This is a genomic window from Streptomyces sp. NPDC049813, assembly GCF_044465085.1.
Taxonomy (GTDB): domain Bacteria; phylum Actinomycetota; class Actinomycetes; order Streptomycetales; family Streptomycetaceae; genus Streptomyces.
Map to the genome: position 1 here is coordinate 230,647 of NZ_JBITLI010000011.1, position 23,884 is coordinate 254,530.

Below are 23,884 nucleotides of genomic sequence, written 5' to 3' on the forward strand. Positions count from 1 at the left end.
CGCCGCCATGACCCGCTGGGCCAGCGCGGCGGCCCGCGCGATCCGGTCCGTCAGGACAGCTCTCTCAGGACCTCGCCGAGTATCGCCACGCCGTCGCCGATGTCGGTCGGCGTGCTCGCGGCGTAGCCCAGGACCAGTCCCGGCCGGTGGGGGCGCTGGCAGTGCCAGGACAACGGGTGCGCCTTCACCCCGCGCGCGAGCGCCGCGGCCGCGACGTCCGTGTCGGCGAACCCGGCCTCGAAGGTGAGGGTCAGGTGCAGGCCCGCCGCGGTGCCGTGCACGGTCGCGCCCGGCAGCTGGGTGGCGACGGCTTCGACCATGGCGTCCCGGCGGAGGCGGTGACGCCGGCGCACATGACGCAACTGGCGTTCCATCGCGCCCGATTCCATGAACTCGGCCAGGACGAGCTGGGGCAGGGCGGCGTTGCCGAGGTCGGCGAACCGCTTGGCGTCCACGAGGGCGTCGCGGTACGCGGCCGGGGCGATCACCCATCCGATGCGCAGGGCCGGGGCGAGGAGCTTCGACACGCTCCCGGCGTAGAAGACGTTCTCGGCGAGCACGGACCGCAGGGCGGGCACCGGCGCCCGGTCGTAACGGTGCTCGGCGTCGTAGTCGTCCTCGATGATCAGTCCGCCGCTCTCGCGGGCCCAGCGTGTCAGCTCGCCCCGCCGGCCGCCGCGCAGGACGACGCCGGTGGGGAACTGGTGGGCGGGGGTCAGCAGGACGGCCGCCGCACCCGTGGCGCGCAGGTCGTCGACGCGCAGCCCCTCCGCGTCGACCGCGACGGGCGGGGTGTCCAACCGGCAGTTGCGCAGGTGCTGGCGGGCCCCGAGCGAGCCGGGGTCCTCCACGGCCACCGCGCGGACGCCGGCGCCGTGCAGCACCTGCCCCACTAGGGTGAGCGTCTGGGCCGTACCGGCGACGACGAGGACGTCACCTGGGTCCACCAGGACCCCGCGGTTGCGGGCCGTCCAGTGCGCGACGGCGCGGCGCAGTGCCGGCACACCGCGGGGATCCCCGTACCCGAGGTCGGATGCCGCGAGCCGGTCCAGGACGCGGCGTTCCGCGCGCAGCCACGCCGTGCGCGGGAACGCGGCGAGATCGGGGAGCCCGGGGGAGAGGTCGATGCGGGCCCGGGCCGCGCGCATCGTGTCGAAGACGTCCGCGCCGGGTGCGGCGGCGAACACCGCGTGGGGCGACGGCGGACGGGCGGGTGCGGCGGGCCCGGCCGCTGCCGCCGCCGCGGGGGCGCCGACGACGAAGGTGCCGTTGCGCCCGCGTCCGGCGAGGTGCCCGTCCTCGATCAGGCGCTGGTAGGCCTCGGTGACCACACCCCGCGAGACGCCCAGTTCACCGGCGAGGACCCGGGTGGCCGGCAGTCTGCTTCCCACCGGCAGCCGCCGGTCCGCGAGCGCGCGCCTGATCTGCTGGGTCAGCCAGGTGGACTTCCCGCCGCTCGGCGCCTCGTCGACGGCCAGATGAAGGAAGTCGGCCCCCGCGACGATGGACCGGTGCGTAGCACCCTCATTGGCTCTGTCCATCGGACCATAGTGGCAGCAGGGTGGACCCATGGATGCAGCCACCACACCGCCCGCCCCTGCCCCGGCGGCCGACTACGTGCACGGATACTCACCGCGGGAGAGCCGTCGGCTGGGCGACCAGGCGGACACCCTGGCCCGGCTGTTGCACGCCGGGACCGCCTACCCCGCGGGCAGCCGGGTGCTGGAGGTCGGCTGCGGGGTCGGCGCTCAGACGGTCCATCTGCTGCGGTCCAGCCCCGGGGCGCACCTCGTCGCCGTCGACCGGGCCGAGGAGTCTCTCGCGCGGGCCCGCGCCCACGTCGCCAGCCTCGTACCGGGGGCGCGGGTGGCATGGCACCGGGCGGACGTGTTCGACCTTCCCTTCGCCGACGCCGCGTTCGACCACGTCTTCGTGTGCTTCGTCCTGGAACACCTGTCGGACCCCGGGCGGGCGCTGGCCGGGCTGCGGCGCGTGCTGCGGCCCGGAGGCACCGTCACCGTCATCGAGGGAGACCACGGGTCGGTGGTGTTCCACCCCATCAGTGCGTACGCCCAGGCGGTGATCGACTGCCAGGTGCGGCTCCAGGCGGCGGCCGGGGGCGACGCGCTGCTCGGCCGGCGGCTCCAGCCGTTGCTGGCCGGCGCCGGATACCGCGGCGTCGACGTCCGTCCCCGCACGGTCTACGCCGACCGGAACCGGCCCGGGTGGGTCGACGGCTTCACCCGCAACACCTTCATCGCCATGGTCCGGTCCGTACGGGAGGAGGCGCTGGCCGCCGCCCTGATCACTCCGGCCGACTGGGACCGGGGGGTCGCCGACCTGCTCCGCACCGCCGATGACGGAACCTTCCACTACACGTTCTTCAAAGCCGTCGCCGTGAACCCGCCCGCGGGTCGATCCTGATCAGCGGGCGGGTCCGGCGAATTCCGCCCCGGCCCCGCGCCCCGTGCCGGGCTCACCTGCGCGGCCGGGTCAGCTCCGCCGTCGCCACGTCCCAGTCGACGGCGGCGAGTTCCCGGCCCGCGGGGACCAGCGCGTAGGTGTGTTCCAGCCACCGCGCCAGCGGCGGGACCGGCAGTTCGAACAGGGCGGCCATGTCCCCGGAGGCGAGCTGCAGCCGGGCGACGGCCGCCTCCCTCGCCGCGTACACCGGCCAGATCTGTACGTCCCCGAGACCGCTCGCCGAGTACAGCCCCTGCCGGAGCAGATCGCGGCCGATCCGCCACGCGACGTGCGGGCCGCCCTCGACGGAGAGTCCCACGCGGACGGTGAGCGGGGCGGCGGCGTCGAAACGGAACTCCGCCCGGACGGCCTGCCGGGCCGCGACGCCCAGTACCCGCGCGATGTCCAGGACCAGTTCGGGGCTGCGCTCCGGCGGCGCCGGCCTGGGAGCGTGGAGACCGGGATGGTTGCCGCTCATGACGGGTGGGCCCTTCTGTCGGGCGGAAGCTGACCCGGCCCACTCTCGTCGCCGCGCGACCGGCGTACCTAAGTAACTTGACCGTCGTCGTGCACCGGGCCCCCCAGTGTCGCATAGATGCAGAGGTATTCGCTATAAGTGCTACAGTGGAGTGACAGTTAGGCGAATCGGTGTCGACCTTATGGGTCAGATCGTGCGATGGGGCGCGACCGGCACACCGCCCACGCGCAGCACTCCCGAAAGGCACGTCCTGATGTCCCAGGCACAGAAGGCACAGAAGGCACCGAAGGCACGGAGAGAACAGCCGGCACGGCCGGCACCACGGCCCGCTCCCCGCTCCGCGCCGCCCGCGGCAGGCGGCGTCGCCGCGGCCATGAGCGCGCTGATCCTCGCCGTCCTGCTGGCCGCCCTGGACCAGACGATCGTCTCCACCGCGCTGCCCCGGATAGCCGGGGACCTGAACGGTTTCGACGACATCGCCTGGGTCAGCGCCGCCTACCTGCTCGCCTCCACGGCGGTGACCCCGCTGTGGGGCAAGCTCGGCGACATGCTCGGCCGCAAGCGGCTCTACCTGACCGCCACCTCGGTCTTCCTGGTCGCCTCGGTCGCCTGCGGCCTTGCCCGGAACCTGCCCGAACTGATCGGCGCCCGCGTGCTCCAGGGCGTGGGCGGCGGCGGCATGATCGTGCTGACCTTCGCCCTCGTCGGCGACATCGTCGCCCCGCACGAACGCGGCCGCTACCAGGGCATGTTCGGTTCGGTCTACGGAGTCGCCAGCATCGTCGGCCCCCTGCTCGGCGGCGTCTTCACCGACCAGCTGTCCTGGCGGTGGGCCTTCCTGATCAACCTGCCCGTCGGCGTCGTCGCCCTGGCCGTCGCCGCCCGCGCGCTGCCCGCCGCCACCCGCGGCGCCAGGGCCCGCGTCGACGTGCTCGGCGCCACCGTCCTGGCCGCCATCGCCACCGGCCTCGTCCTCATCACCTCCTTCGGCGGGCGCTGGGGCTGGACCTCGCCGGCCATCGCCGGCCTGATCGTCGCCACCCTCGCGCTCGCCGCCCTGCTGCCGCCGGTCGAGCGCCGCGCCGCCGCCCCCGTCCTGCCGCCGGCCATGCTCGGCTCGCGGACCGTCGTCTTCTCCTCGCTGATCGGCTTCCTCGCCAACGCCGCGATGTTCGCCGTCCTGGTCTACCTGCCGACCTACCTGCAGATCGTCCACGGAGTCTCGGCCACCCTGTCCGGCGTCTTCATGCTGCCGCTGGTCGCCGGGCTCGTCATCAGCCAGACGCTCGCCGGACGCTGGGCCGCGCACGTCGAGAGGCTGCGCGCCATCCTGCTCGCCGGGCTCACCGCCAACCTCGCCGGACTGCTCCTGCTGGGCACCATCGGCGCCGCCACCCCCACCCCGCTCCTCGGCGGCTACTTCCTGATCACCGGTATCGGCATCGGCATGGTCCCGATGGTCGTCCTGACCACCGTCCAGAACAGCGTGCCCGCCACCGACCTGGGCGCCGCCAGCGCCGTCGTCACCTTCGCCCGCTCCATCGGCGCGGCCTTCGGCGTCGCCGTCTTCGGCACCCTGCTGGGCACCGGCTTCGCCGGCCGTGCCCGGGCCCTGCCGACCGGCGGCGGCTTCGACGCCGCCCGCCCCGACACCATCGGCCGGCTGCCCGCCGCTCTGCACGACACCGCCCTGGACGCCTTCGCGCACGCCACCGCCGCGGGTTACCTCTGGATCGCCCCCACCCTCGCGGTCGGGCTCGTCCTCGCCCTCTTCCTCAAGCCGGCCCGCGAGAGCTGAACCGGCCCCCGGGTGGTCGGCCGGAACGGGCCGAACCGCCCGGCGTCACACCGTCCGCGCAGCCGGAGGCCGGGCGCCGGAGCGGTCCGCGGACCAGGCGGTGAGGATGCGCAGGGCGTCGTGGGAGGGGCTGCCGGCCTCGGCGGTCAGAACCATGAGGCGCTGACCGGAGTCGTCGGAGGCGGCCCAGGTGTCGCAGTCGAGGGTGAGGTCGCCGACCAGCGGGTGGCGGTACCGCTTGGTGCCGTACGTCGCGTTGCTGACGCGGTGCTCGGCCCACCAGGCGCTGAAGTCGGCGTCGCGCAGGGTCAGGTCCCCGATGAGGCGAGTGAGTGCGGGGTCGTCGGGGTCGGCCCCGGACTCCCTGCGCACCGCGGCGACCGCGTCCCGGGCGTCGTGGGCCCACTCGCGGTGCAGGGCGCGGACGGCCGGGTCGGTGAACATCAGGCGCAGGTAGTTGCGCCGGTCCGCGGGGATCGCGGCGAAGTCGGTGTAGAGCGCGACGGCGGCCGGGTTCCACGCCAGGACGTCCAGATGCCTGCCGAGGACGAGCGCGGGTGTCTCGGTGAGCTGCGACAGGAGCCGGCGCATGGCGGGCCGTATCCGCTGCGTGGGACGGCGCGTGCGGCGCGGCCGGTCGTCGCTCCGCCCGGCCACCTCGTACAGGTAGCTCTGCTGGTCCTCGTCGAGGCGCAGCGCGCGGGAGAGGGTGTCGAGGACGGCCGCGGAGGCGCGGACGCGGCCCTGTTCGAGCCGGGTGTAGTAGTCGACGCTGATCGCGGCGAGCAGGGCGACCTCCTCGCGGCGCAGCCCGGCGACCCGGCGCGCGCCCGTCCCCGGCAGGCCGCACGCGCGGGGGTCGAGCTCCGCCCGGCGGGCCTTGAGGAACTCCCCGAGCGTACGGGCGTCGGCTGAAGCGTTCATGGCGTGGGTTCTCCCGCGTTCGCACACGTGTGAGTTGAGCCGGGTACTGCGCCGCGTGGGCCGGAGGGCGGCGGGGCCGGCCGGCCCCGCCGCCCCCCGGGGGTCAGCGGACGGTGGCGTGCGCGGCCCGCTCGATCACGTCGGCCACCAGACGGGGGTGGGAGACGGCGACCGAGTGGGACGCGGCGACCTCGGTGGTGTGCGCGTGCGCGCGCCGGGCCATGTAGCGCTGCACGGCGACCGGGATGTTGAGGTCCTCGGTGGTGACGACGGCCCAGCTGGGCGTGGTCCTCCAGGCGGCCGTGGTGGCCTTCTCCTCCAGGGCGGCCTGGGCGACGGGCCGCTGCCCGGCGGCCATCAGCGCGGCCTGCTTCGCGGACACGTCGGCGGCGAACTGGTGGCGGAACTTGTCCTGCTGGATGTAGAGGTCGGTGGCCGTGGAGCCGTCGGCCTGCTCGTAGGTGACCGGGTCCAGGGCGTCCGGGAGCGTGGAGCCCGGGAACTTGCCGGTCAGCTCAAGTGCGCTCTCACCTGGGGCGGGCAGGAAGGCCGCGACGTAGACCAGCGCCTTGACGTCGGAATCGCCGGTCGCGGCCTCGCTGATGACGTTGCCGCCGTAGGAGTGGCCGACGACGATCTTCGGGCCCTTGACGTGGTCGAGGACCGTGCGCAGGGCGGCCGCGTCGGAGGCGGGGCCGCGCAGCGGGTTGGCGGCGGCGACGACCGGGTAGCCGTCGGCGCGCAGGTCGGCGACGACCCCGTTCCAGCTGGAGGCGTCGGCGAAGGCGCCGTGCTCCAGGACGACGGTCGGCCTGGCGTGCCGCCCGGCGCCGGCCGCCGCGCCGGCCCCCGTCGCGCCGCTGGCGGTGCCGCCGAGAGTGACCGCGCCGAGCGAGAGCCCCGCCGCGGCCACCGCGACCGCACCCGTGGTCAGTCGCTTGCGGCGACCCTTGTTGCTCACCATGAGACATTCCTTTCCAGCACATCAATACATGGGAAGAGCCGGCTCACGCCGACTCATCACCGCTTTGACCGGTGACAAAAGTGTCAGGCGCCCCGTCACCTGTCAAGAGGGTGACTGACTGTCAGAGGTGGTCGGCGTCGACCACGGCCTGGGCGAAGGCGGTCGGCGCCTCCTGCGGCAGGTTGTGCCCGATGTCCGCGATCGTGCGGTGCAGGTAGGGGCCGGTGAAGTGGGTGCGGTAGCCGCTGCCGTCCCCCGGCGGCGGGGTGAAGGGGTCGAGCGCCGCGTCGAGGGTGACTGTCGGCACGGCGATGGAGGGCTGCGCCCACAGCCGCTTCTCGTAGCGGTCGTACCGCGGTTCGCCCTCGACCAGGCCGATCCGCCACCGGTAGTTGAAGAGCACGATGGCGGCGTAGTCGGGGTTCTTGAAGGCCTCGGCGGTGCGCGCGAAGACGGCGTCCGAGAAGTTCCAGTTCGGGGAGACCAGTGTCCACACGTAACGGCACAGCGCGATGCGCTTCTCCTCGTTCTCCATGGCCGTCTTGCCGCGCTCGCTCGCGAAGTACCACTGGTACCACCAGTTGTGCTCGGCGGCCGGGGCGAGGGGCTCGGCCTGCGCGTCCACGTTGGTGATGAGGTATCCGCTGGTGGAGACCATGGACGTGACCCGCTCGGGCCACAGGGCGGCGATGATGTCCGCGGTGCGCGAACCCCAGTCGAAGCCGGCGAGGAGCGCCTTCGGGATCTTCAGGGCGTCCATGAACGCGATGATGTCGAGCGCGACGGCGGACTGCTCGGCCGTGCGCGGGGTGCGGCGGGACAGGAAGGTGGTGCTGCCGTGGCCGCGCAGGTAGGGGACGAGGACCCGGTAGCCCTGGTCGGCGAGGAGCGGGGCGACGTCGACGTAGCTGTGGATGTCGTACGGCCAGCCGTGCAGCAGGAGGACGACCGGGCCGTGCGCGGGGCCGAGTTCGGCGTACCCGACGTTCAGGACGCCCGCCCTGACCTGCTTGATCCTCGGGAACGCGGTGTGGGTGCCGGGGGTGATCGTGGGCACGGTCGGGGCGGTGGCGCCGGCGGAACCGCCCGGCTCGCGGGTCGCCTCCACCGCGGACGCGGAGCCCTGCAGGCCGGCCAGCGAGACCGCGGCCGCGCCGGTGCCCAGGCCGACGGCCTTGCTGAAGGTGCGCCTGTTGATCATGTCAAACCCTCTCGTGTGTGCACGGTGAGCGATGGAACGTGTTCGCGGGCCGGGCGACAGGTGTGGGGGACCGCCGTCCTGCGGGAACGGTCCAGCGGCACACACTCTGCTCTGTCATGAATCCGAACACATCAGTCATCTGACGGTAGGACGCGGCCGGCGGCGCCAGGTAGAAACGTATCGACCGCCAGATCGCCCGGAGAGTGAGCGCTTACCGAAATAAGTGCTACATTGGAGTGACAGTTACCGGCTGTGGTCCTGGCCCTGGTGGACCGCCACCGCCCCGCACGGGAAGAGAGAAGCTCATGATCAGTTACGACAAGCTCTACCTCGGTGGTTCCTGGGTCGAGCCGAGCGACCCCGCACTGCTCGACATCGCCTCGCCGCACGACCGGGCGCTGATCGGCCGCGCGGCCCAGGCGCGCCTCGCGGACATCGACCGCGCGGTGGCCGCGGCCCGCGCCGCGTTCGACAAGGGGGAGTGGCGGCTGGCCCCGCCGGCCGAGCGGATCGCGCTGCTGCGCCGCTTCAACGCACTGCGCGAGGAGAACGCGGAGCGGGTCGCCCACCTGATCTCCCTGGAGAACGGCTCGGCGGGCTGGTTCACCCGGGCCGGACAGCCCGGCCTGACCCGGCAGGCGAACGCCTACCTCAAGGCGGCCGAGGAGTTCGGCTGGGAGGAGACGCTGCTCCCCTCGGACCCGGCGTCCCCGGTGCGCAGCGTGGTGCGCCGTGAGGCGATCGGTGTCGTCGCCGCGGTGATCCCGTGGAACTCGCCCTTCTCCTCGGCCACGTCGAAGATCATCCCCGCGCTGCTCGCGGGCAACTCCGTGGTCCTGAAGGTCTCGCCGGAGACCTCGTTGAGCATGGGATTCCTGGCCGAGCTGCTGGAGCGCGTCGGGCTGCCCGCGGGCGTCGTCAGCGTGCTGCCCGCGGACCGCGAGACCAGCGAGTACCTGATCTCGCACCCGGACGTCGACAAGATCGCCTTCACCGGCTCGACCCGGGCAGGCCGCCGGATCGCCTCCATCGCCGGGGAGCAGCTGAAGCGGGTCAGCCTGGAGCTGGGCGGCAAGTCGGCGGCGGTCATCCTCCCCGACGCGGACATCGAGAAGGCCGTCGCGGGCCTGAAGTTCGCCTCCCTGCTCAACAACGGCGAGTCGTGCATCGCCCAGACCCGTGTCCTCGCCCCGCGTGCCAGGTACGAGGAGGTCGTGGCGGCCCTGAAGGAGCTGGTCGGTTCGCTGAAGGTCGGCGACCCGAACGACCCGGACACGTTCATCGGCCCGATGATCCGCCCCGACCAGCAGCAGCGGGTCCGCGACTACATCCAGCTCGGCATCGAGGAGGGCGCCCGCCTGGTCGTCGGCGGCCCGCAGATCCCCGCGGGCCTGGAGCAGGGCAACTACGTGACGCCGACCGTCTTCGCCGACGTCGACAACTCCATGCGGATCGCGCAGGAGGAGATCTTCGGCCCGGTCCTGGTCGTCATCGCCTACGACGACGAGGACGAGGCCGTCCGGATCGCGAACGACTCCGAGTACGGCCTGTCCGGGGGCGTGTGGTCCGGCGACGAGGAGCACGCCCTCGCGGTCGCCCGCCGCATCCGCACCGGCACGGTCACCGTCAACGGCGCCTCGGTCGCCTTCGACGGCCCGTTCGGCGGCTTCAAGGCGAGCGGCATCGGCCGCGAGTACGGGGCGGTCGGGCTCGGCACGTACACGGAGTACAAGACGGTCACGGTCTGAGGCGGGAAGTGGGGGAGCGGGACACGCGGGCGGAGGTGGGCGGGCGGGGCCGGCCGGTGGACGGGACCGGCCGGTGAACGACCGGACGATCGCATAACCGTCTTGACGGGTGACGACGCCACTGCCATGCTTACGTCACCGCACCAACCGGTGACACATCTGATCCCCTGTCAGTGACTGGCGATGGATCCGGGGGCAGAAACCTGCCTGTGCCCCGACGTGGTGCGGACCCGACGACCTCTGTGCCACCGAACCCGGATGGGGAGCATCAGCCATGGCAGTCAGCTACACCGCCGTTGTCGACGTCGACGGAGAAGGCCGCAACGGCGGCCGTGTCCGCTCATCCGACGGCCTGCTGGAGACGAGCCTCGCCCTCCCCGCGGAGCTCGGCGGCGCCGGCGGCGCGACCAACCCCGAGCAGCTCCTCGCCGCCGGCTGGGCCGCCTGCTTCCTCGGCGCCCTGCGCCGCGCGGCGGCCTCCCGAAAGATACGGCTGACCAGCACCACCATCACCGCCGATGTCACCCTCACCCACGGCGACGACGGGGAGTTCTCCCTCTCCGCGGTCCTGCGCCCGGTCCTGGGCGGCGTCGACCGGGCCACCGCCCAGGAGCTCGCCCGGGCCGCCCACCAGATCTGCCCCTACTCCAAGGCCCTGCGCGGCAACATCCCCGTCACCATCGACGCCGACGCGGCCACCCCGGCTCCGGCCGCGGCCGCCCACTGACCCGGTCCCGGCGCGGCTGCCCCCCTCGCCCGCGCCGGGACCGGCACCGACGTACTCCCTCCGGCGGCCGCCGCTGTCAGGCGTCCCGCTTCACCAGGGTGTACATGACGGACCGCTGCTGCTTGTGCCGCTGGATACGTCCCTTGGCGACGAGCGATTCGAGGGTGTTGCGCACGACCTGCGGTGTGGGGTTGCGGTCGGGGTGCTTCTCCAGGAGCTCCTCACGCAACTCCTTCGCCAGCCGCGGCTCGTCGTACTTGGCGAGCAGCTCGGTGAGCAGGTCGCCGAGCAGGGCCTGGCGCGGCTTGGCCTCCGCCCCGGCCTTCGCCGGGCCGCCCGCGGCCCCGGCCCGCGCCGGTGCCGGGCGCCGCGAACCGGCCCCGGCCGACGCCCGCTTCGGCTTCGGCTTCGGCTTCGGCTTCGGCTTCGCGGCGGCCTGCTCGTCCTGCGACTGCTCGGGCAGCCGGGAGGCGTCGGCGAAACCCTCGTACCGCTCGGCGAGGTTGATGATGTCGGTCAGGAGCGCCTCCTCCTGCTTCAACATCGAGATCCTCTCCTTCAGCTCCTGCTGCAGGCGGCGGTTCTCCTCCAGATCCGATGCGGCTTGATCGACGTACCGCGATCGGAGCGCGGCGGCTGACTGGCTGGTCACAACCGTTCACTCCCTCGATATTGAATGACGTGTGCATGGTACCCACGTCAGGGGGTCCCGTGCGGCCAAGTGTCGGCGCCCGACAGTTCGCCCGGCATGTACACCCTCACCATAGGCGCTGACGCGCCTGCGCAGGTGAGAAAGGACAGCACTGCCACCCCCGCCCCTCACCACCAACATTCACACGTGTGTTCCCCACGAAAACGCCTGCAAGACACACACATCCGTCGGCAGGCGCGCGGCCGGACCGATCCACGCCTACGACGGTGACGGCAACGGCCCTCTGTAGCCGATTAGCTGGACCGCCGCCGCGACCGTGACCGGCCCGACGTTAAGAGAAGCCGACCGGTTTCGCCCGAAAGACCGCGGGCACGCGCGAAGAAACAGCGGCAGACCGCGGCGCGGCGCGGCCGCGCGCACGCACAGCCGGGTGCGCCCCGCTCCTGACGCCGGGCCGGTTCACCGTGTCGGCGCCGCCGTCTCCGTGAGTTCGCCCCCGGCCAGCCGCAGCCAGCGGTTCACGCCGATCTCGGCGAGGAACCGTTCGTCGTGGCTGATCACCATGAACGCGCCCTGGTAGGAGTTGAGCGCGCCCTCCAGCTGGGCTGCGCTGACCAGGTCGAGGTTGTTGGTCGGCTCGTCGAGCAGCAGCAGGTGCGGGGCCGGTTCGGCGCACAGCACACACGCCAGGGTGGCCCGCAGCCGCTCGCCGCCGGAGAGCACCTTGACCGGCAGGTGGGCCCGCGCGCCCCGGAAGAGGAACCGGGCGAGCAGGTTCATCCGCTCCGCCTCGGGCCGCTCGGGGGCGAACGCGGCGAAGTTCTCCGCGACGGTGCGCTCCAGGTCCAGCAGGTCCAGGCGCTGCGAGAGGTAGGCGATCCGGCCGTCGTTGCGCCTGATCTCCCCGCTGTCCGGAACCAGGTCGCCCGTGACCAGCCGCAGGAGGGTGGTCTTCCCGGCGCCGTTCGGCCCGGTCAGCGCGATCCGCTCGGGCCCGCGCACGCTGAGCCCGACCCCGCCCCCGGCGAACACCTCCCGGTCCCCGAGGCGGACCTGAAGGCCCTCGCCGAGGAAGAGGTTGCGCCCGGCGGGCACCTGCGTGTCGGGCAGCTCCAGGGTGAGCCGCTGCTCGTCACGGAGCGCCCGCCCGGCCTCGTCGAGGCGGGCCTTGGCCTCACCGACCCGGGACGCGTGCATCGTGCCGGACCTGCCGGCGGCCTCCTGGGCGCCGCGCTTCATGTTGCCGGCGAAGATCCTCGGCAACCCGGCGCTCTTCAGGTTCTTGGCGGCGTTGCTCGCCCGGCGTTCGGCGCGCTCCCGGGCCTGCTGCAACTCCCGCTTCTCCCGCTTGAGTTCCTGCTCGGCGTTGCGCACGTTCTTCTCAGCGACCTCCTGCTCGGCGCGGACGGCCTCCTCGTACGCCGTGAAGTCGCCCCCGTACAACCGCAGTTCGTCCGTGCCCAGCTCGGCGATGCGGTCCATCCGGTCGAGCAGCGCCCGGTCGTGGCTGACGAGGAGCAGGCAGCCGGAGAAGTCGGAGAGCACGTCGTAGAGCCGGTGCCGGGCCTCCATGTCGAGGTTGTTCGTCGGCTCGTCGAGGAGCAGGACGTCGGGCCGCCGCAACAGCTGGGCGGCGAGGCCGAGGGAGACGACCTGGCCGCCGCTGAGGGTGCCGAGGACCCGGTCGAGGGCGAGGTGGCCGAGGCCCAGGCGGTCGAGCTGGGCGCGGGTGCGCTCCTCGATGTCCCAGTCGTCGCCGATGGCCGTGAAGTGCTCCTCGGCGACGTCGCCGGACTCCACGGCGTCGATGGCGCGGATCACCGCGTCGACGCCGAGCACCTCGGCGACCGTGAGGTTCCCGGTCAGCGGGAGGGACTGCGGGAGGTAGCCGAGGGCGCCGTCGACGGCGACGGACCCGGCGGTGGGCTTCAGCTCACCGGCGATCAGCTTGAGCAGCGTGCTCTTGCCCGCGCCGTTCGGCGCGACCAGGCCGGTGCGGCCGGGGGCGAGGTTGAAGGAGAGGTCGTGGAAGACCGGGGTGTCGTCGGGCCAGGCGAAGGAGACGTTGGAGCAGACGACGGCAGCGTGGGACATGGCGATGACCTCGGCGGTGTGCGGGCGGGAGAGCAGAGCTCCGCCCCGGCAGGGACAAGGGGAAAGGGGTACGAAGAGACCGGCCCGCGTCAGCGGCGCCCTGAGCGCCGGCCGCTGGGCCGCTCACCACCGGATCTCATCCGGAGATGTCGTCTTCACCCGCCATGTCTGTGACTCCCGCTCGACAGTCGATGTCCTCGCCAGCATAACAGCCGGGTGGCGCGAGCGCCGGGCCATGACCGCGGCCACGCTCACACGTGTGAGACGACCAGCATGCCGACGATCACCGACCCACCGGCAGACGCGTTGACATACGTACGAAGCCATGCAACGGTAATAACCGCTTAAGCAGGTTACTGCGCTCCAGTCGGGGCGGGGGACTGCACGGGTGACGACCGGGAGGGACGGGCCGGCCATGGCCGAGAGACCAGAACGAGGACCGGGGGCCGTCGACGGCGCTCCGGTGGGGCGGCGCGCGATGCTCGGCGTGCTCGCCGCCGGCGCGGCGGGCCTCGCCGCGGCCCCCTGCCTCCAGCGCGGCTGGGAGGGGTTCCTCGGCGCCGCCTCCCAGCTCGACCCCACCGGCGCGACCGGGCTGCTGCCCAACCCCGGCGGCTTCCGGTACTACAGCGTCGTCGGCTCCGTCCCGCACAAGGACGAGACCGACTACCGGCTACGGGTCACCGGCCTCGTGGACCGGCCCACGCACTACACCCTCGACCGACTGCGCGCGCTGCCCCAGCACCGGGTCGTGCACGACGTCGTCTGCACCGACGGATGGCGGGTGGAGCAGACCCCCTTCGACGGGGTGCGGCTCGCGGACATCCTCGACGACGCCGGGGTGCGCTCCCCGGGCGCGGCGGTCCGGTTCACCTGCTTCGACGGCGCCTACAGCGAGAGCCTCACCCTCGAACAGGCCCGCCGCTCCGACGTGCTGGTCGCGCTGAGGATGCAGGACAAGCCGATCACCCACGACCACGGCGGCCCGGTCCGCCTCTACGTCGCGCCCATGTACTTCTACAAGTCGGCCAAGTGGCTGTCCGGCATCTCGGTCACGGAGAAGGTCGTGCCCGGCTACTGGGAGGAGCGCGGCTATGCGGTCGACGGATGGCTCGACGGCGCGGACCGGGGCAGCGATGCGGCCTGAACCGTCCGGCCCGCCCGGCCGCGTCCGGCGGTTCAGCCCGGCCGAGCGCTGGATCCACCGGACCACCGGCTGGCTGATGCTGGTGTGCCTGGCCACCGCGGCCTGCCTGTACCTCGGGCCGCTGGCCCAACTCGTCGGCCGGCGCCACCTCATGGTCACCCTGCACGAGTGGTCCGGTATCTGCCTGCCGCTGCCGTTCCTGCTGGGCCTGTGCTCCCCGGCGTTCCGCGCCGACCTGCGCAGGCTCAACCGTTTCGCCCCGTACGACCGGCAGTGGCTGCGCGCCGTCCGCAGGCGCCGCGGGGCGCGCCCCGCGGGCAAGTTCAACGCGGGGCAGAAGCTCTACGCGGGCTGGATCGCCGGCGCCGTGCCGGTGATGATGTTCACCGGCCTGCTGATGTGGTTCATGGGGCTGCTGCCCTTCATCTCCCGTACCAGCGCCATCTTCGTCCACGACCTGCTCGCCTGGGCGATCGCCGCCGTCCTCCTCGGCCACCTGCGCAAGGCCCGCCAGGACCCGGAGGCGCTGCTCGGCATGCGGACGGGATACGTCAGCAGGACCTGGGCGTGGCGACACCACGGGATGTGGCTCCAGGACGGGCGGCGACAGCCGGCCCGCGACAACCACTGACACATGTGCCGACTCTTACTGCCAGTCACTCCGACAGCCGCCGGACAGTGACCTAGGCGCCGCTTCCGGTGCGGGGACCGTCAGATGACTGTGGCTCCGCCGGGCGGGCCCCGGCAGAGTGATCCCCGGCGAACACCACGAGCACCTCACACGTGTGCAGCCCATCGGACACCATGGCGCACACCCCCCGACGTACCACCTACACACCCACGCATCCACACAACCCCGGGATGGGAACGATGAAGAAGGCCCTGACGGCACTCGCGACAGGAGTGCCGCTGGTCGCGGCGGCGATATGGCTGCCGACCGCCTCGGCGGACGAGCCCCGCACCGCAGCCGCCCCCGCGACCACCGCCACCTGCGCCGCCCCGGCCGTACGCGCCCCGGCCGGCACCCGGGTGGAGTCCGTGACGGCGGTCCACCAGGCCGGAGGCACCGTCAAGGGCACCGGGCTCCTCGGCGGCGAGGCGCTGGACGTCCCCGCGTTCTGCCAGGTGACCGTCACACTCACCCACCCCGGCGAGGGCGACCACGCCACGGTGCAGACCTGGCTGCCGGAGCAGCGGTGGAACGGCCGCTTCCAGGCGCTCGGCGGCAGCGCCTACAGCGCCGGGGACAACGGCGTCGGCCTCGGCAACGCCGTGAAGGCCGGCTATGCGGCGACCACCACGGACGCCGGCGTCGGCGACGTGCTGGACACCAGCTGGGTCCTCGACGGCAAGGGCCAGGTCGACCGCACGGCCCTGAAGAACTTCGCCTCCCGCTCCCAGCACGAGGCCTCGGTCGTCGGCAAGGCCGTCGTGGGCGGCGTCTACGGCAAGCGGGCCGCCTACTCCTACTTCACCGGCTGCTCCACCGGCGGCCGCCAGGGCTACATGGAGGCGCAGGCCTACCCCGACGACTACGACGGCATCCTCGCGGACGCGCCCGCCATCAACTGGGACGAGTACGAGGTCGCCACGTTGTGGCCGCAGGTCGTCCTGAACAACGAGAAGACCTATCCCACCGACTGCGAGCTGGACGCGTTCACGGACGCCGCGATCAAGGCCTGCGACAAGCTCGACGGGGTGCGGGACGGCCTGGTCAACGACGCGTCCCGCTGCGACTACGACCCGCGCCGGCTGATCGGCACCAAGGTCGTCTGCGACGGCAAGGAGCTGACCATCACCGCGGCCGACGCGACCGTGGTCCGCAAGATCTGGGACGGCCCCCGCACCACCTCGGGCCAGAAGCTGTGGACCGGCGTCCCCGTCGGCGCCGACCTGAAGGGCCTGGCCCACTCCGGGTCCACCGAGCCCGGCGGCCCCGTCGTCGGACAGCCCTTCCCCGTCCCCGCCCTGTGGGCCCAGCTCTTCTTGAAGAAGGACCCGTCCTTCGACCTGACGAAGATCACCTACAGCGACTTCAGCCGGCTCTTCCGGCAGTCCCAGGCCGAGTACGACAAGGTCATCGGCACCGACGACCCGGACCTCTCGGACTTCCGCCGCTCCGGCGGCAAGCTCATCACCTGGCAGGGCGACACCGACGAGTACATCCCCGCGCAGGGCACCGTCCGCTACCACCAGCAGGTCGAGCGTGAACTGGGCGGCGCCCAGCGCGTCGACGACTTCTACCGGGTCTTCCTCGCCCCCAACACCAGCCACTGCGGCCTCAACGGGCAGGACGGCTCGACCGACGGCCTCGCCGCGCTGACGAAGTGGGTCGAGCACGGCAAGGCGCCCGCCACCCTGCCGGCGACGCTCGTCGACGCGAGCGGTGAGCAGGTCGAGCACGACCTGTGCGCCTACCCCGCGGTCTCCCGCTACCAGGGCCACGGCGACCCGTCCCACGCGTCCAGCTTCCGCTGCGTCGCCCCCGCCCGGCACTGACCCGCGACGCCCTCCTGACCTGAGAAAGGCCGAACCGACATGAGCACCCAGACGGCGACCGCGACCACCCGGTCAGTGTCCGCGACCACCCAGGCGGCCACGGCCGGACGTTCCTCCCTGCTGAAGCTGTACCTCGGCCGCGGCGTCCTCGCCGTGGTGTGGGCCCTGGTCTTCGCCGGAGCCCATGAGGACGTCGACGCGGTGGCCATCACGCTGCTGGTGGTCTACCCGCTGATCGACGCGGTCTGTTCACTCATCGACCTCCGCGCCACGCCCGGGGGAGCGGAGCGCCGGGTCACCGCGTTCAACGGGGTGCTCAGCGCAATGGCGGCCGTGGCGATCGGCGTCGCGGGCGCCGGCGGCGAGGGACCGGTGCTCCATGTCTTCGGCGCCTGGGCCGTCCTGTCGGGTCTCGCGCAGGTGGCCGTCGGCGCCCGGCGCCGCGGCCCCGAGTTCGGCAAGCAGTGGCCGACCCTCCTGTCGGGCGGACTCTCCTTCCTCGTCGGCATCGCGTACAACATCCAGGCCGCGGGCGAGAACCCCTCGCTCGACGTGCTGTCGGTGTACGCCACCGGCGGCGGGGTGTGGTTCGTCCTCCAGGCGCTGCTCCTGGCCTGGAGGTCCCGTCGACTGCGCACCCGCACCGCCTGACGGCCCAGCCCTCCGTCCCGGTCCGTCGTCCGGACCCGCTTCGGCCCGCGCCTCGCAGAAGGCGCGGGCCGTAGCCCCCTCCGCCTCCGCGCACGGGCACGCCCACGGACCGGCCACCGCGGGTGCCGGGTCCACGGCAAAAGGCTTGCGACAAGGCAATAACCGTCTTGACTGGTTATTAAGCGATGTGACATTCTCAAGTCACCGCTCAGAACAGTTACTTCGAACGAGGGACAACCATGGCAGTCATCCGTTTCCAGCTCGTCTCCCGGCTCGCCCCCAAGGACGTGCTGGGGGTGCTCACCGACTTCGGCCCGGGCCGTGCGCGGTCCTGGCCCAGCATCGACGCCGAGCACTTCGAGGTCCACGACCTCGGGGACACCTGGGCCGAGGTCACCGAAGGCACCGCCGCGGCCTGGGAGCGGGCGCGCTACGCGTGGGAGCCGGCCGGCGACACGGTCACCGTCACCACGCTGGACTCCAAGCTCTTCGGGGCCGGCGGCGGCTGGGTCTTCACGATGTCTCCCGAGGGCGAGGGCACCCGGGTCGACGTCCAGCTGACGCGGCAGCCGGCCACGCTCAAGGGCAAGATGCTCGCCTCCCTGCTCCCGCTGGTGGCCCCCGGCTCCCTGCGCAAGTCGTTCGCGGGGCCCCTGCAGGCCAAGTGAGCGCACCCGCCCGGCCGTTCCCGCCCGCCAGGGGCGATCGAGCGCCGGTGTAGTTGCCTCAGGCAATGTCCATTGTGTGCCGCTGTCCCCGCCCCAGGAACGTGAGGACCTCCACCCATGACCACCACCCCCAGCGCAGGTGTGCGCACGCACACCGGGCCCGGAGCAGGGGCCGCGCCACCGATGACGCACGCGCAGATCATGCGCGCCCTGTCGGGGCTGCTGCTCGGCCTGTTCTGCGCGATCCTCTCCTCGACCGTCGTCACCAACGCCCTGCCGCGCATCATCGGCGACCTCGGCGGCGGCCAGTCCGCCTACACCTGGGTCGTCACCGCCTCCCTGCTGGCGGTGACCGCCTCGACGCCCCTGTGGGGCAAGCTCGCCGACCAGTTCAGCAAGAAGATCCTCGTCCAGTCCTCACTGGTCGTCTACGTCATCGGCTCCCTGCTCGCCGGTCTCGCGCAGAACCCGGCCACGCTGATCGGCGCCCGCGTCGTCCAGGGCCTGGGCGGCGGCGGCCTGTCCGCGCTCGCACAGGTCGTGCTGGCGGCGATGATCTCCCCGCGCGAGCGCGGCCGTTACTCCGGCTACCTGGGCGCCACCTTCGCCGTCGCCACCGTCGGCGGCCCGCTGCTCGGCGGTGTCATCACCGACACCTCCTGGCTCGGCTGGCGCTGGTGCCTGTTCGTCGGCATCCCCTTCGCGCTGGTCGCGCTGGTCGTGCTCCAGCGCACGCTGAACCTGCCGGTCCTCCGACGCCAGGTCACGGTCGACTGGACCGGCGCCTTCTTCGTCACCGCCGCCGTCTGCACCCTGCTGGTCTGGGTCACCTTCGCCGACGACAAGTACGCGTGGCTGTCCTGGCAGACGTACGCCCTGGTCGGCGCGGCGCTCATACTGACGCTGATCTTCCTGTTCGTCGAGGCGAGGGCCGCCGAACCGGTCATCCCGCTGCGGCTGTTCCGCAACCCGACCATCGCCCTCGCCTCCGCCGCCTCCCTCTTCGTCGGCATCGCGCTGTTCGCGGGCACCGTCTTCTTCAGCCAGTACTTCCAACTGGCCCGCGGGGAGTCCCCGACGATGTCGGGCATCATGACGATCCCGTTCATCGCGGGCCTGTTCGTCTCCTCCACCGTCTCCGGCCGGATCATCACCCGTACCGGCAGGTGGAAGGGGTGGCTCCTCGCGGGCGGCGCCCTGCTGACCGCCGGCCTCGCCCTCCTCGGCACGCTCCGCCACGACACGCCGTACCTGTACACGGCGGTCTGCATGGCCCTGATGGGCCTCGGCGTCGGCATGACCCTGCAGAACCTCGTGCTGTGCACGCAGAACCAGGTCTCCCCGGCCGACCTCGGCGCCGCGTCCTCCACCGTCACCTTCTTCCGCTCCCTCGGCGGCGCGGTCGGCGTCTCGGTGCTCGGCTCGGTCCTCACCACCCGGATCGGCCACTACGCCCGCGAGACCCTGCCCCTGCTCGCCCCCCAGGACCGGGCGGCGGCCGCGCAGGCCTCCGGCGGCGGCCGGCTGCCCGACCTCGCCCTGCTGCCCGCCCCCGTACGCACCTGGCTGGAGGGCGCCTACGGCCACGGCATCGGCGACGTCTTCATGTACGTCGCGCCGATCGCCCTGCTCGCCTTCCTCATCACCCTGTTCATCAAGGAAGTAGCGCTGCGCGCCTCCAGCGGCCTGGCGCAGGCCGCGAACGAGGCCAGCGCCACCGACGCGCCCTGAGGGCCGCTCATCGCGCGGCGGGGACGGCAGCGAACCGCCGCACACCATCTGCGGCTGCCCCTACATCGGAAAACATCGGAATCGGAGACGACCATGGCACGCAAGAACCACGGCACCCGCAGGCGCTGGACCCTGTGGGGCGACGACACCTCGGCCGAGGCGCTCGACCAGGACCACCGCGCCGACCGCGGCAGGTCCGCCGACCAGGAAGCGCACGCGGAGGCCGTACGGGCGCGGCTGTACGCGACCAGCGCCTACCTCACCGCCGCGACCTGACCGGCGTACGCGGCGCCGGACGGCCCGCACGCGCCGGTGCCCGCACGCGTCATTTCTGGACTTGCTGGTCCAAAAAATGCGGCCTACGTTCCTGTGCACAGCGCGATGCCGAGTCGCGGGTGTGAGTGGACAGAGAGAGGTGTGACCCATGCGTGCTGTGGTGCTGAACGAGGTGGGCGGTCCCGAGGTGCTCCGGCTCCAGGAGCGGCCCGACCCCGAGCCGGGCCCGGGTGACCTGGTCGTCGACATCGAGTTCGCCGGCGTGAACTTCATGGACACCGGCACCCGCGCCGGGTTCTCGCTCCCCGGCGAACTCCCCCTGGTGCCGGGCGTCGAGGGCGCCGGCCGGGTCGCCGCGACCGGCGCGGGCGTCGACGGCTTCGCGATCGGCGACCGGGTGGCCTGGGTCCACCAGTACGGCAGCTATGCCGAGAAGATCGCCGTCCCCGCCGACCGGGTCGTGCCCGTACCGGACGACATCCCCAGCGACATCGCCGCCGCGACGATGATGCAGGGCATCACCGCCCACCACTTCGTCACCGAGTCGGCGCCACTCGCGAAGGGCGAGACCGCGCTCGTGCACGCCGCCGCCGGCGGGGTCGGCCGCATGCTCACCCAGCTCCTCACCCTGCGCGGAGCGCGGGTGATCGGCCTGGTGTCCCGCGAGGAGAAGGCCGCGGCCGCCGAGGAGGCGGGCGCGGCGCAGGTCCTCGTCTCCCGGGACGGCGACTTCGTCGACCGGGTCAGGGAACTGACCGGCGGCGAGGGGGTGCACGCGGTCTTCGACGGCGGCGGTGCGAGCACGTTCTGGCCCTCCACCGAGGTGCTGCGGCGCTCCGGGACGCTGGTCTACTTCGGCCCGCTGATCGGCGACATCCCCACCGTGCGGCTGTTCGAGCTGCCGAAGAGCATCAAGGTCACCTACGCGGTCTTCGCCGACCACATCCACAGCCGGGAGCTGCTGCTCCAGCACGCCGGGGACCTGTTCGACACGATCCGCTCGGGCGGCCTGCGCGTCGACATCACCGGACGCTACCCGCTGGGCGAGGCCGCGCGGGCCCACACGGACATCGAATCCCGGCGCACCTCGGGCAAGTTGCTGCTCGACCCGGGCCGCTGAGCACCCGCGGCGCGGCACCGGCTCACAGGCCGCGCCAGATGTTGTCGAAGGCGGCGTTCTCGATCGAGCGCCGCTGGCGGACCGCCTCCAGCTCCATCACCGCGTCCCCCACGGCGGCCAGCACCGCGGTCACGTCGTCGGAGAGACCGGCCCCCGGCCCCGCCGCCGCGTCACCGGCCGCCCCTGACGGGCCGTCGGCCTCCTGGGAGGTTTCCCACACGGGCTGCGGGACGGCCTCGTCCGCGCCGTCCCGCAGCCCGACCGCGGCGGCGAGCGCGGTGAGCACGGGCTCGCCCGCTCCCCGGCGGGCCCCGGCCTCGCGGGCCGTGGGCGAGTCCAGGACGACCGTCCGCGCGGCCCGCCCCAGGATCCGGGAGCCGCGGGTGTGGCTGACGAGCCCGGCCCGCTGCAACTCGTCGGTGTAGGCCGCGGACAGCTCGCGCCCCCGGCGCCACAGCCACTCCTCGACCGGTTCGTACGGGGCCTGCCGCACGAGGGCGGCCGCCGCCTCGTCCAGCAGCCGGTCACCGGTCGCCGGACCGGCGCCGGGGACCAGCTGGTCCCCGTCCAGACGCAGGACGCGCGCCTCGACGAGGTCGAGCACCTCGGCCCCGGCGAGCGCGAGCGACAGATCGCCCTGGCCCACCTCGCGGTCCGACGCCGACAGGACGATGATCGCCAGATCGCGCGCGGTGTGCATACATGTCTCCGTGTCCGTCGCCGGTGATCCGTCCAGGGTGCCACGCCCGCCAGGACGCCCGCGGGCCCCCGGCGCCACTGCTCCGGCCCCGCCGGTCCGCCTCACTGCCCGGGCGGCCGCCCGGCGCCGGGGGACCGCCCGCGCAGCCGGGTGTTGAGCCGGGCCGCCTGACGGGTGAGGTGGTCGCGTTCGGCGAGGTCGGGCGCGCGCCGGGCCGCGTCGGCGTACAGCCGCGCCGCCGTCACCAGGTCGCCGTCGCGTTCGTGGAGGTAGGCGGCGACCGCGGTGTGGCGGGGGAGCGCGGAGTCCAGCGCGGCGAGCGCCGCCAGACCGGCCCGCGCCCCGTCGGCCTCCCCGACGGCGACCGCCCGGTTGAGCCGGACGACCGGGCTGTCGGTCAGCCGCGCGAGTTCGTCGTACCACTCCACGATCTGCACCCAGTCGGTCTCGGCCGCCGTGGGCGCGTCGGCGTGCAGCGCCGCGACGGCGGCCTGCGCCTGGAACTCGCCGAGCCGGTCACGGGCGAGAGCCGCCTGGAGGATCCGCACGCCCTCGGCGATCGCCCGGGTGTCCCACCGGCCGCGGTCCTGCTCGGCCAGCGGGACGAGGCTGCCGTCCGGCGCGGTCCGCGCGGCCCGCCGGGCGTGGTGGAGCAGCATCAGGGCGAGCAGCCCGGACACCTCGGGGTGGTCGATGGCGGCGGCGAGCTGCCGGGTGAGCCGGATCGCCTCGGTGGCCAGGTCCACGTCGCCGGAGTAGCCCTCGTTGAAGACCAGGTAGAGGACGCGCAGCACGGTGGCGACATCGCCCACCTGGTCGAACCGTACGCCCGAGACCGTGCGCTTGGCCCGGCTGATGCGCTGCGCCATGGTCGCCTCGGGGACCAGGTAGGCGCGGGCGATCTGGCGCGTGGTCAGCCCGCCGACGGCGCGCAGGGTCAGCGCGACGGCGGACGAGGGCGTCAGGGACGGGTGCGCGCACAGGAAGTAGAGCTGGAGGGTGTCGTCCCGCGCACGGGCCGGGCCGGGCGGCGGCTCCTCCTCCACGAGGTCCTCGCGCCGGCGGCGGGCGGCGTCCGCGCGGGTCGCGTCGAGGAACCGGCGCCACGCCACGGTGATCAGCCAGCCCTTGGCGTCCCGCGGCGGATCGGCCGGCCAGACGCGCACCGCCTCGGTCAGCGCGTCCTGGACGGCGTCCTCGGCCGCCGCGAAGTCGGCTCCGCGGCGGACGAGGACGGCGAGCACACCCGGGGTGAGGCCGCGCAGCAGGGCCTCGTCCATCGGGGCGCTCACTCCGTGACGGTGCCGTGCGCGCTCAGGAACGGGCGCAGTTCGAGCCACTCGTGGATCGGCTTGCCGCCCGCGCCGGGGGCGGCCGACAGCTCCCCGGCGAGCTCGACGGCCCGCTCGTAGCTGTCGACGTCGATGATCATCCAGCCGGCGATGAGGTCCTTGGTCTCGGCGAACGGGCCGTCGGTGACCGGCGGGCGCCCCTCGCCGTCGAACCGCACGAACGTCCCTTCCGGGGCGAGCGCCTGGCCGTCGACGAACTCGCCGGTCTTCTCCAGCCGGGCCGCGAAGTCGTTCATGTACTGGATGTGCGCCGAGATCTCCTCCGGCGTCCACTGGTCCATGGGCACGTCGTTCACCGGGGTGGGGGCGCCGCGGTAGTGCTTCAGCAGCAGGTACTTGGCCATGGTGGGCTCCTCGGTACGGGTGCGGCCCATTGTGGCCGCGTTCGCACCGGGGACGGAGCGCGCCGCGGGTTCTCGACATCGGCGGCCAAAATTTCCCGGAATTTTTTTTGCGGCCGGACCGGGCGGGTGCGCGGGGACGTCCGGCAGGGGACCGCGGCGCGGGGTGCCAAGGGCGCCCCGGGGAGAGGTGACATGGCGGAGGGCGGGCCCGGCCGGTGTGGTCGGGCCCGCCCTCGTCGGGCCTGGCGTGCCGGGGGGTGGTTCAGCCCCGGACGATGTTCTCGGCCTGGGGGCCCTTCTGGCCCTGGGTGATGTCGAAGGTGACCGTCTCACCCTCGACGAGCTCG

At 73.0% G+C, this 23,884-nt stretch carries 23 protein-coding genes; 12 read left to right on the forward strand and 11 right to left on the reverse strand.

Translation table 11 applies throughout. The features are described from left to right. Nucleotides 1–50: 50 nt before the first annotated feature. Nucleotides 51–1,541: a PLP-dependent aminotransferase family protein gene (locus tag ACIBW6_RS23095; protein ID WP_399062485.1), complete on the reverse strand. Its 1,491-nt coding sequence runs from the start codon at nt 1,539–1,541 to the stop codon at nt 51–53. Between the two features lie 28 nt (nt 1,542–1,569). On the opposite strand from ACIBW6_RS23095, the gene ACIBW6_RS23100 reads away from it, so the two are divergent. Then, complete coding sequence (locus ACIBW6_RS23100; protein WP_399062487.1) at nt 1,570–2,424, forward strand: methyltransferase domain-containing protein; 855 nt, start codon at nt 1,570–1,572, stop codon at nt 2,422–2,424. 52 nt (nt 2,425–2,476) lie between these two features. On the opposite strand, the gene ACIBW6_RS23105 is transcribed toward ACIBW6_RS23100, so the two are convergent. Continuing rightward, nucleotides 2,477–2,941 (reverse strand): SsgA family sporulation/cell division regulator, encoded by a 465-nt coding sequence (locus ACIBW6_RS23105; protein ID WP_399062489.1) that lies wholly within the window; start codon nt 2,939–2,941, stop codon nt 2,477–2,479. A 373-nt stretch (nt 2,942–3,314) separates the two neighbouring features. Between ACIBW6_RS23105 and ACIBW6_RS23110 the strand changes: the two genes are divergently transcribed. Continuing rightward, nucleotides 3,315–4,739 carry an MDR family MFS transporter gene (locus ACIBW6_RS23110; protein WP_399062491.1) on the forward strand — a complete coding sequence of 475 codons (1,425 nt, stop codon included), beginning with the start codon at nt 3,315–3,317 and terminating at the stop codon, nt 4,737–4,739. Between the two features lie 45 nt (nt 4,740–4,784). Here the strand turns inward: ACIBW6_RS23110 and ACIBW6_RS23115 are convergent, their stop codons facing one another. The 3 genes from ACIBW6_RS23115 to ACIBW6_RS23125 all read right to left on the reverse strand — a co-directional run bounded on the left by ACIBW6_RS23115 (nt 4,785) and on the right by ACIBW6_RS23125 (nt 7,828). Next, nucleotides 4,785–5,663, reverse strand: coding sequence for a helix-turn-helix domain-containing protein (locus ACIBW6_RS23115; protein WP_399062493.1), 879 nt, complete (start codon nt 5,661–5,663; stop codon nt 4,785–4,787). A gap of 103 nt (nt 5,664–5,766) precedes the next feature. Continuing rightward, nucleotides 5,767–6,627 (reverse strand): alpha/beta fold hydrolase, encoded by an 861-nt coding sequence (locus ACIBW6_RS23120; RefSeq protein WP_399062495.1) that lies wholly within the window; start codon nt 6,625–6,627, stop codon nt 5,767–5,769. 121 nt (nt 6,628–6,748) lie between these two features. Continuing rightward, nucleotides 6,749–7,828, reverse strand: coding sequence for an alpha/beta fold hydrolase (locus ACIBW6_RS23125; protein ID WP_399062497.1), 1,080 nt, complete (start codon nt 7,826–7,828; stop codon nt 6,749–6,751). Between the two features lie 305 nt (nt 7,829–8,133). On the opposite strand from ACIBW6_RS23125, the gene ACIBW6_RS23130 reads away from it, so the two are divergent. Beyond that, a complete protein-coding gene (locus ACIBW6_RS23130; RefSeq protein WP_399062499.1) occupies nt 8,134–9,576 on the forward strand; it encodes an aldehyde dehydrogenase in 1,443 nt (480 codons plus the stop codon). 274 nt (nt 9,577–9,850) lie between these two features. Further along, entirely contained in the window at nt 9,851–10,303 is a 453-nt protein-coding gene (locus ACIBW6_RS23135) for an organic hydroperoxide resistance protein (RefSeq protein WP_399062500.1), read from the forward strand. A gap of 76 nt (nt 10,304–10,379) precedes the next feature. Here the strand turns inward: ACIBW6_RS23135 and ACIBW6_RS23140 are convergent, their stop codons facing one another. Together ACIBW6_RS23140 and abc-f are read right to left on the reverse strand one after the other, a co-directional pair. Next, nucleotides 10,380–10,955, reverse strand: a complete 576-nt coding sequence (locus ACIBW6_RS23140; protein ID WP_399062502.1) for a hypothetical protein — start codon at nt 10,953–10,955, stop codon at nt 10,380–10,382. A 459-nt stretch (nt 10,956–11,414) separates the two neighbouring features. Next, nucleotides 11,415–13,049 (reverse strand): ribosomal protection-like ABC-F family protein, encoded by a 1,635-nt coding sequence (gene abc-f, locus ACIBW6_RS23145; protein WP_399062504.1) that lies wholly within the window; start codon nt 13,047–13,049, stop codon nt 11,415–11,417. Nucleotides 13,050–13,527: 478 nt separating this feature from the next. Here abc-f and ACIBW6_RS23150 point away from each other — a divergent pair, with 478 nt between their 5' ends. The 8 genes from ACIBW6_RS23150 (at nt 13,528) to ACIBW6_RS23185 (ending at nt 21,141) form a co-directional block, all read left to right on the forward strand. Beyond that, nucleotides 13,528–14,196, forward strand: a complete 669-nt coding sequence (locus ACIBW6_RS23150; protein WP_399062609.1) for a molybdopterin-dependent oxidoreductase — start codon at nt 13,528–13,530, stop codon at nt 14,194–14,196. Beyond that, nucleotides 14,144–14,827, forward strand: coding sequence for a cytochrome b/b6 domain-containing protein (locus ACIBW6_RS23155; protein ID WP_399062506.1), 684 nt, complete (start codon nt 14,144–14,146; stop codon nt 14,825–14,827). Before ACIBW6_RS23150 ends, ACIBW6_RS23155 begins: the two co-directional genes overlap by 53 nt. 230 nt (nt 14,828–15,057) lie before the next feature. Continuing rightward, complete coding sequence (locus tag ACIBW6_RS23160) at nt 15,058–16,695, forward strand: tannase/feruloyl esterase family alpha/beta hydrolase (protein WP_399062508.1); 1,638 nt, start codon at nt 15,058–15,060, stop codon at nt 16,693–16,695. Nucleotides 16,696–16,734: 39 nt separating this feature from the next. Further along, a complete protein-coding gene (locus ACIBW6_RS23165; RefSeq protein ID WP_399062510.1) occupies nt 16,735–17,346 on the forward strand; it encodes a DUF308 domain-containing protein in 612 nt (203 codons plus the stop codon). Nucleotides 17,347–17,585: 239 nt separating this feature from the next. Continuing rightward, nucleotides 17,586–18,014 (forward strand): hypothetical protein, encoded by a 429-nt coding sequence (locus tag ACIBW6_RS23170; RefSeq protein WP_399062512.1) that lies wholly within the window; start codon nt 17,586–17,588, stop codon nt 18,012–18,014. A gap of 183 nt (nt 18,015–18,197) precedes the next feature. Then, nucleotides 18,198–19,745 (forward strand): MFS transporter, encoded by a 1,548-nt coding sequence (locus tag ACIBW6_RS23175; RefSeq protein ID WP_399062611.1) that lies wholly within the window; start codon nt 18,198–18,200, stop codon nt 19,743–19,745. A 93-nt stretch (nt 19,746–19,838) separates the two neighbouring features. After that, on the forward strand, nt 19,839–20,021 hold the full coding sequence (locus ACIBW6_RS23180; protein WP_399062514.1) for a hypothetical protein: 183 nt from the start codon (nt 19,839–19,841) through the stop codon (nt 20,019–20,021). A gap of 148 nt (nt 20,022–20,169) precedes the next feature. Continuing rightward, nucleotides 20,170–21,141: a quinone oxidoreductase family protein gene (locus tag ACIBW6_RS23185; protein ID WP_399062517.1), complete on the forward strand. Its 972-nt coding sequence runs from the start codon at nt 20,170–20,172 to the stop codon at nt 21,139–21,141. 22 nt (nt 21,142–21,163) lie between these two features. Here the strand turns inward: ACIBW6_RS23185 and ACIBW6_RS23190 are convergent, their stop codons facing one another. From ACIBW6_RS23190 to ACIBW6_RS23205, 4 genes are all read right to left on the reverse strand, one after another. Next, a complete protein-coding gene (locus ACIBW6_RS23190) occupies nt 21,164–21,841 on the reverse strand; it encodes a GPP34 family phosphoprotein (RefSeq protein ID WP_399062520.1) in 678 nt (225 codons plus the stop codon). A gap of 101 nt (nt 21,842–21,942) precedes the next feature. Beyond that, the gene (locus ACIBW6_RS23195; RefSeq protein ID WP_399062613.1) at nt 21,943–23,121 is read right to left on the reverse strand and encodes an RNA polymerase sigma factor; all 1,179 of its coding nucleotides are present in this window, start codon (nt 23,119–23,121) and stop codon (nt 21,943–21,945) included. 8 nt (nt 23,122–23,129) lie between these two features. Continuing rightward, nucleotides 23,130–23,537: a YciI family protein gene (locus ACIBW6_RS23200; protein ID WP_399062522.1), complete on the reverse strand. Its 408-nt coding sequence runs from the start codon at nt 23,535–23,537 to the stop codon at nt 23,130–23,132. A 262-nt stretch (nt 23,538–23,799) separates the two neighbouring features. Beyond that, a partial coding sequence (locus ACIBW6_RS23205; RefSeq protein ID WP_399062615.1) for a cold-shock protein occupies nt 23,800–23,884 on the reverse strand: 85 nt, incomplete at its 5' end.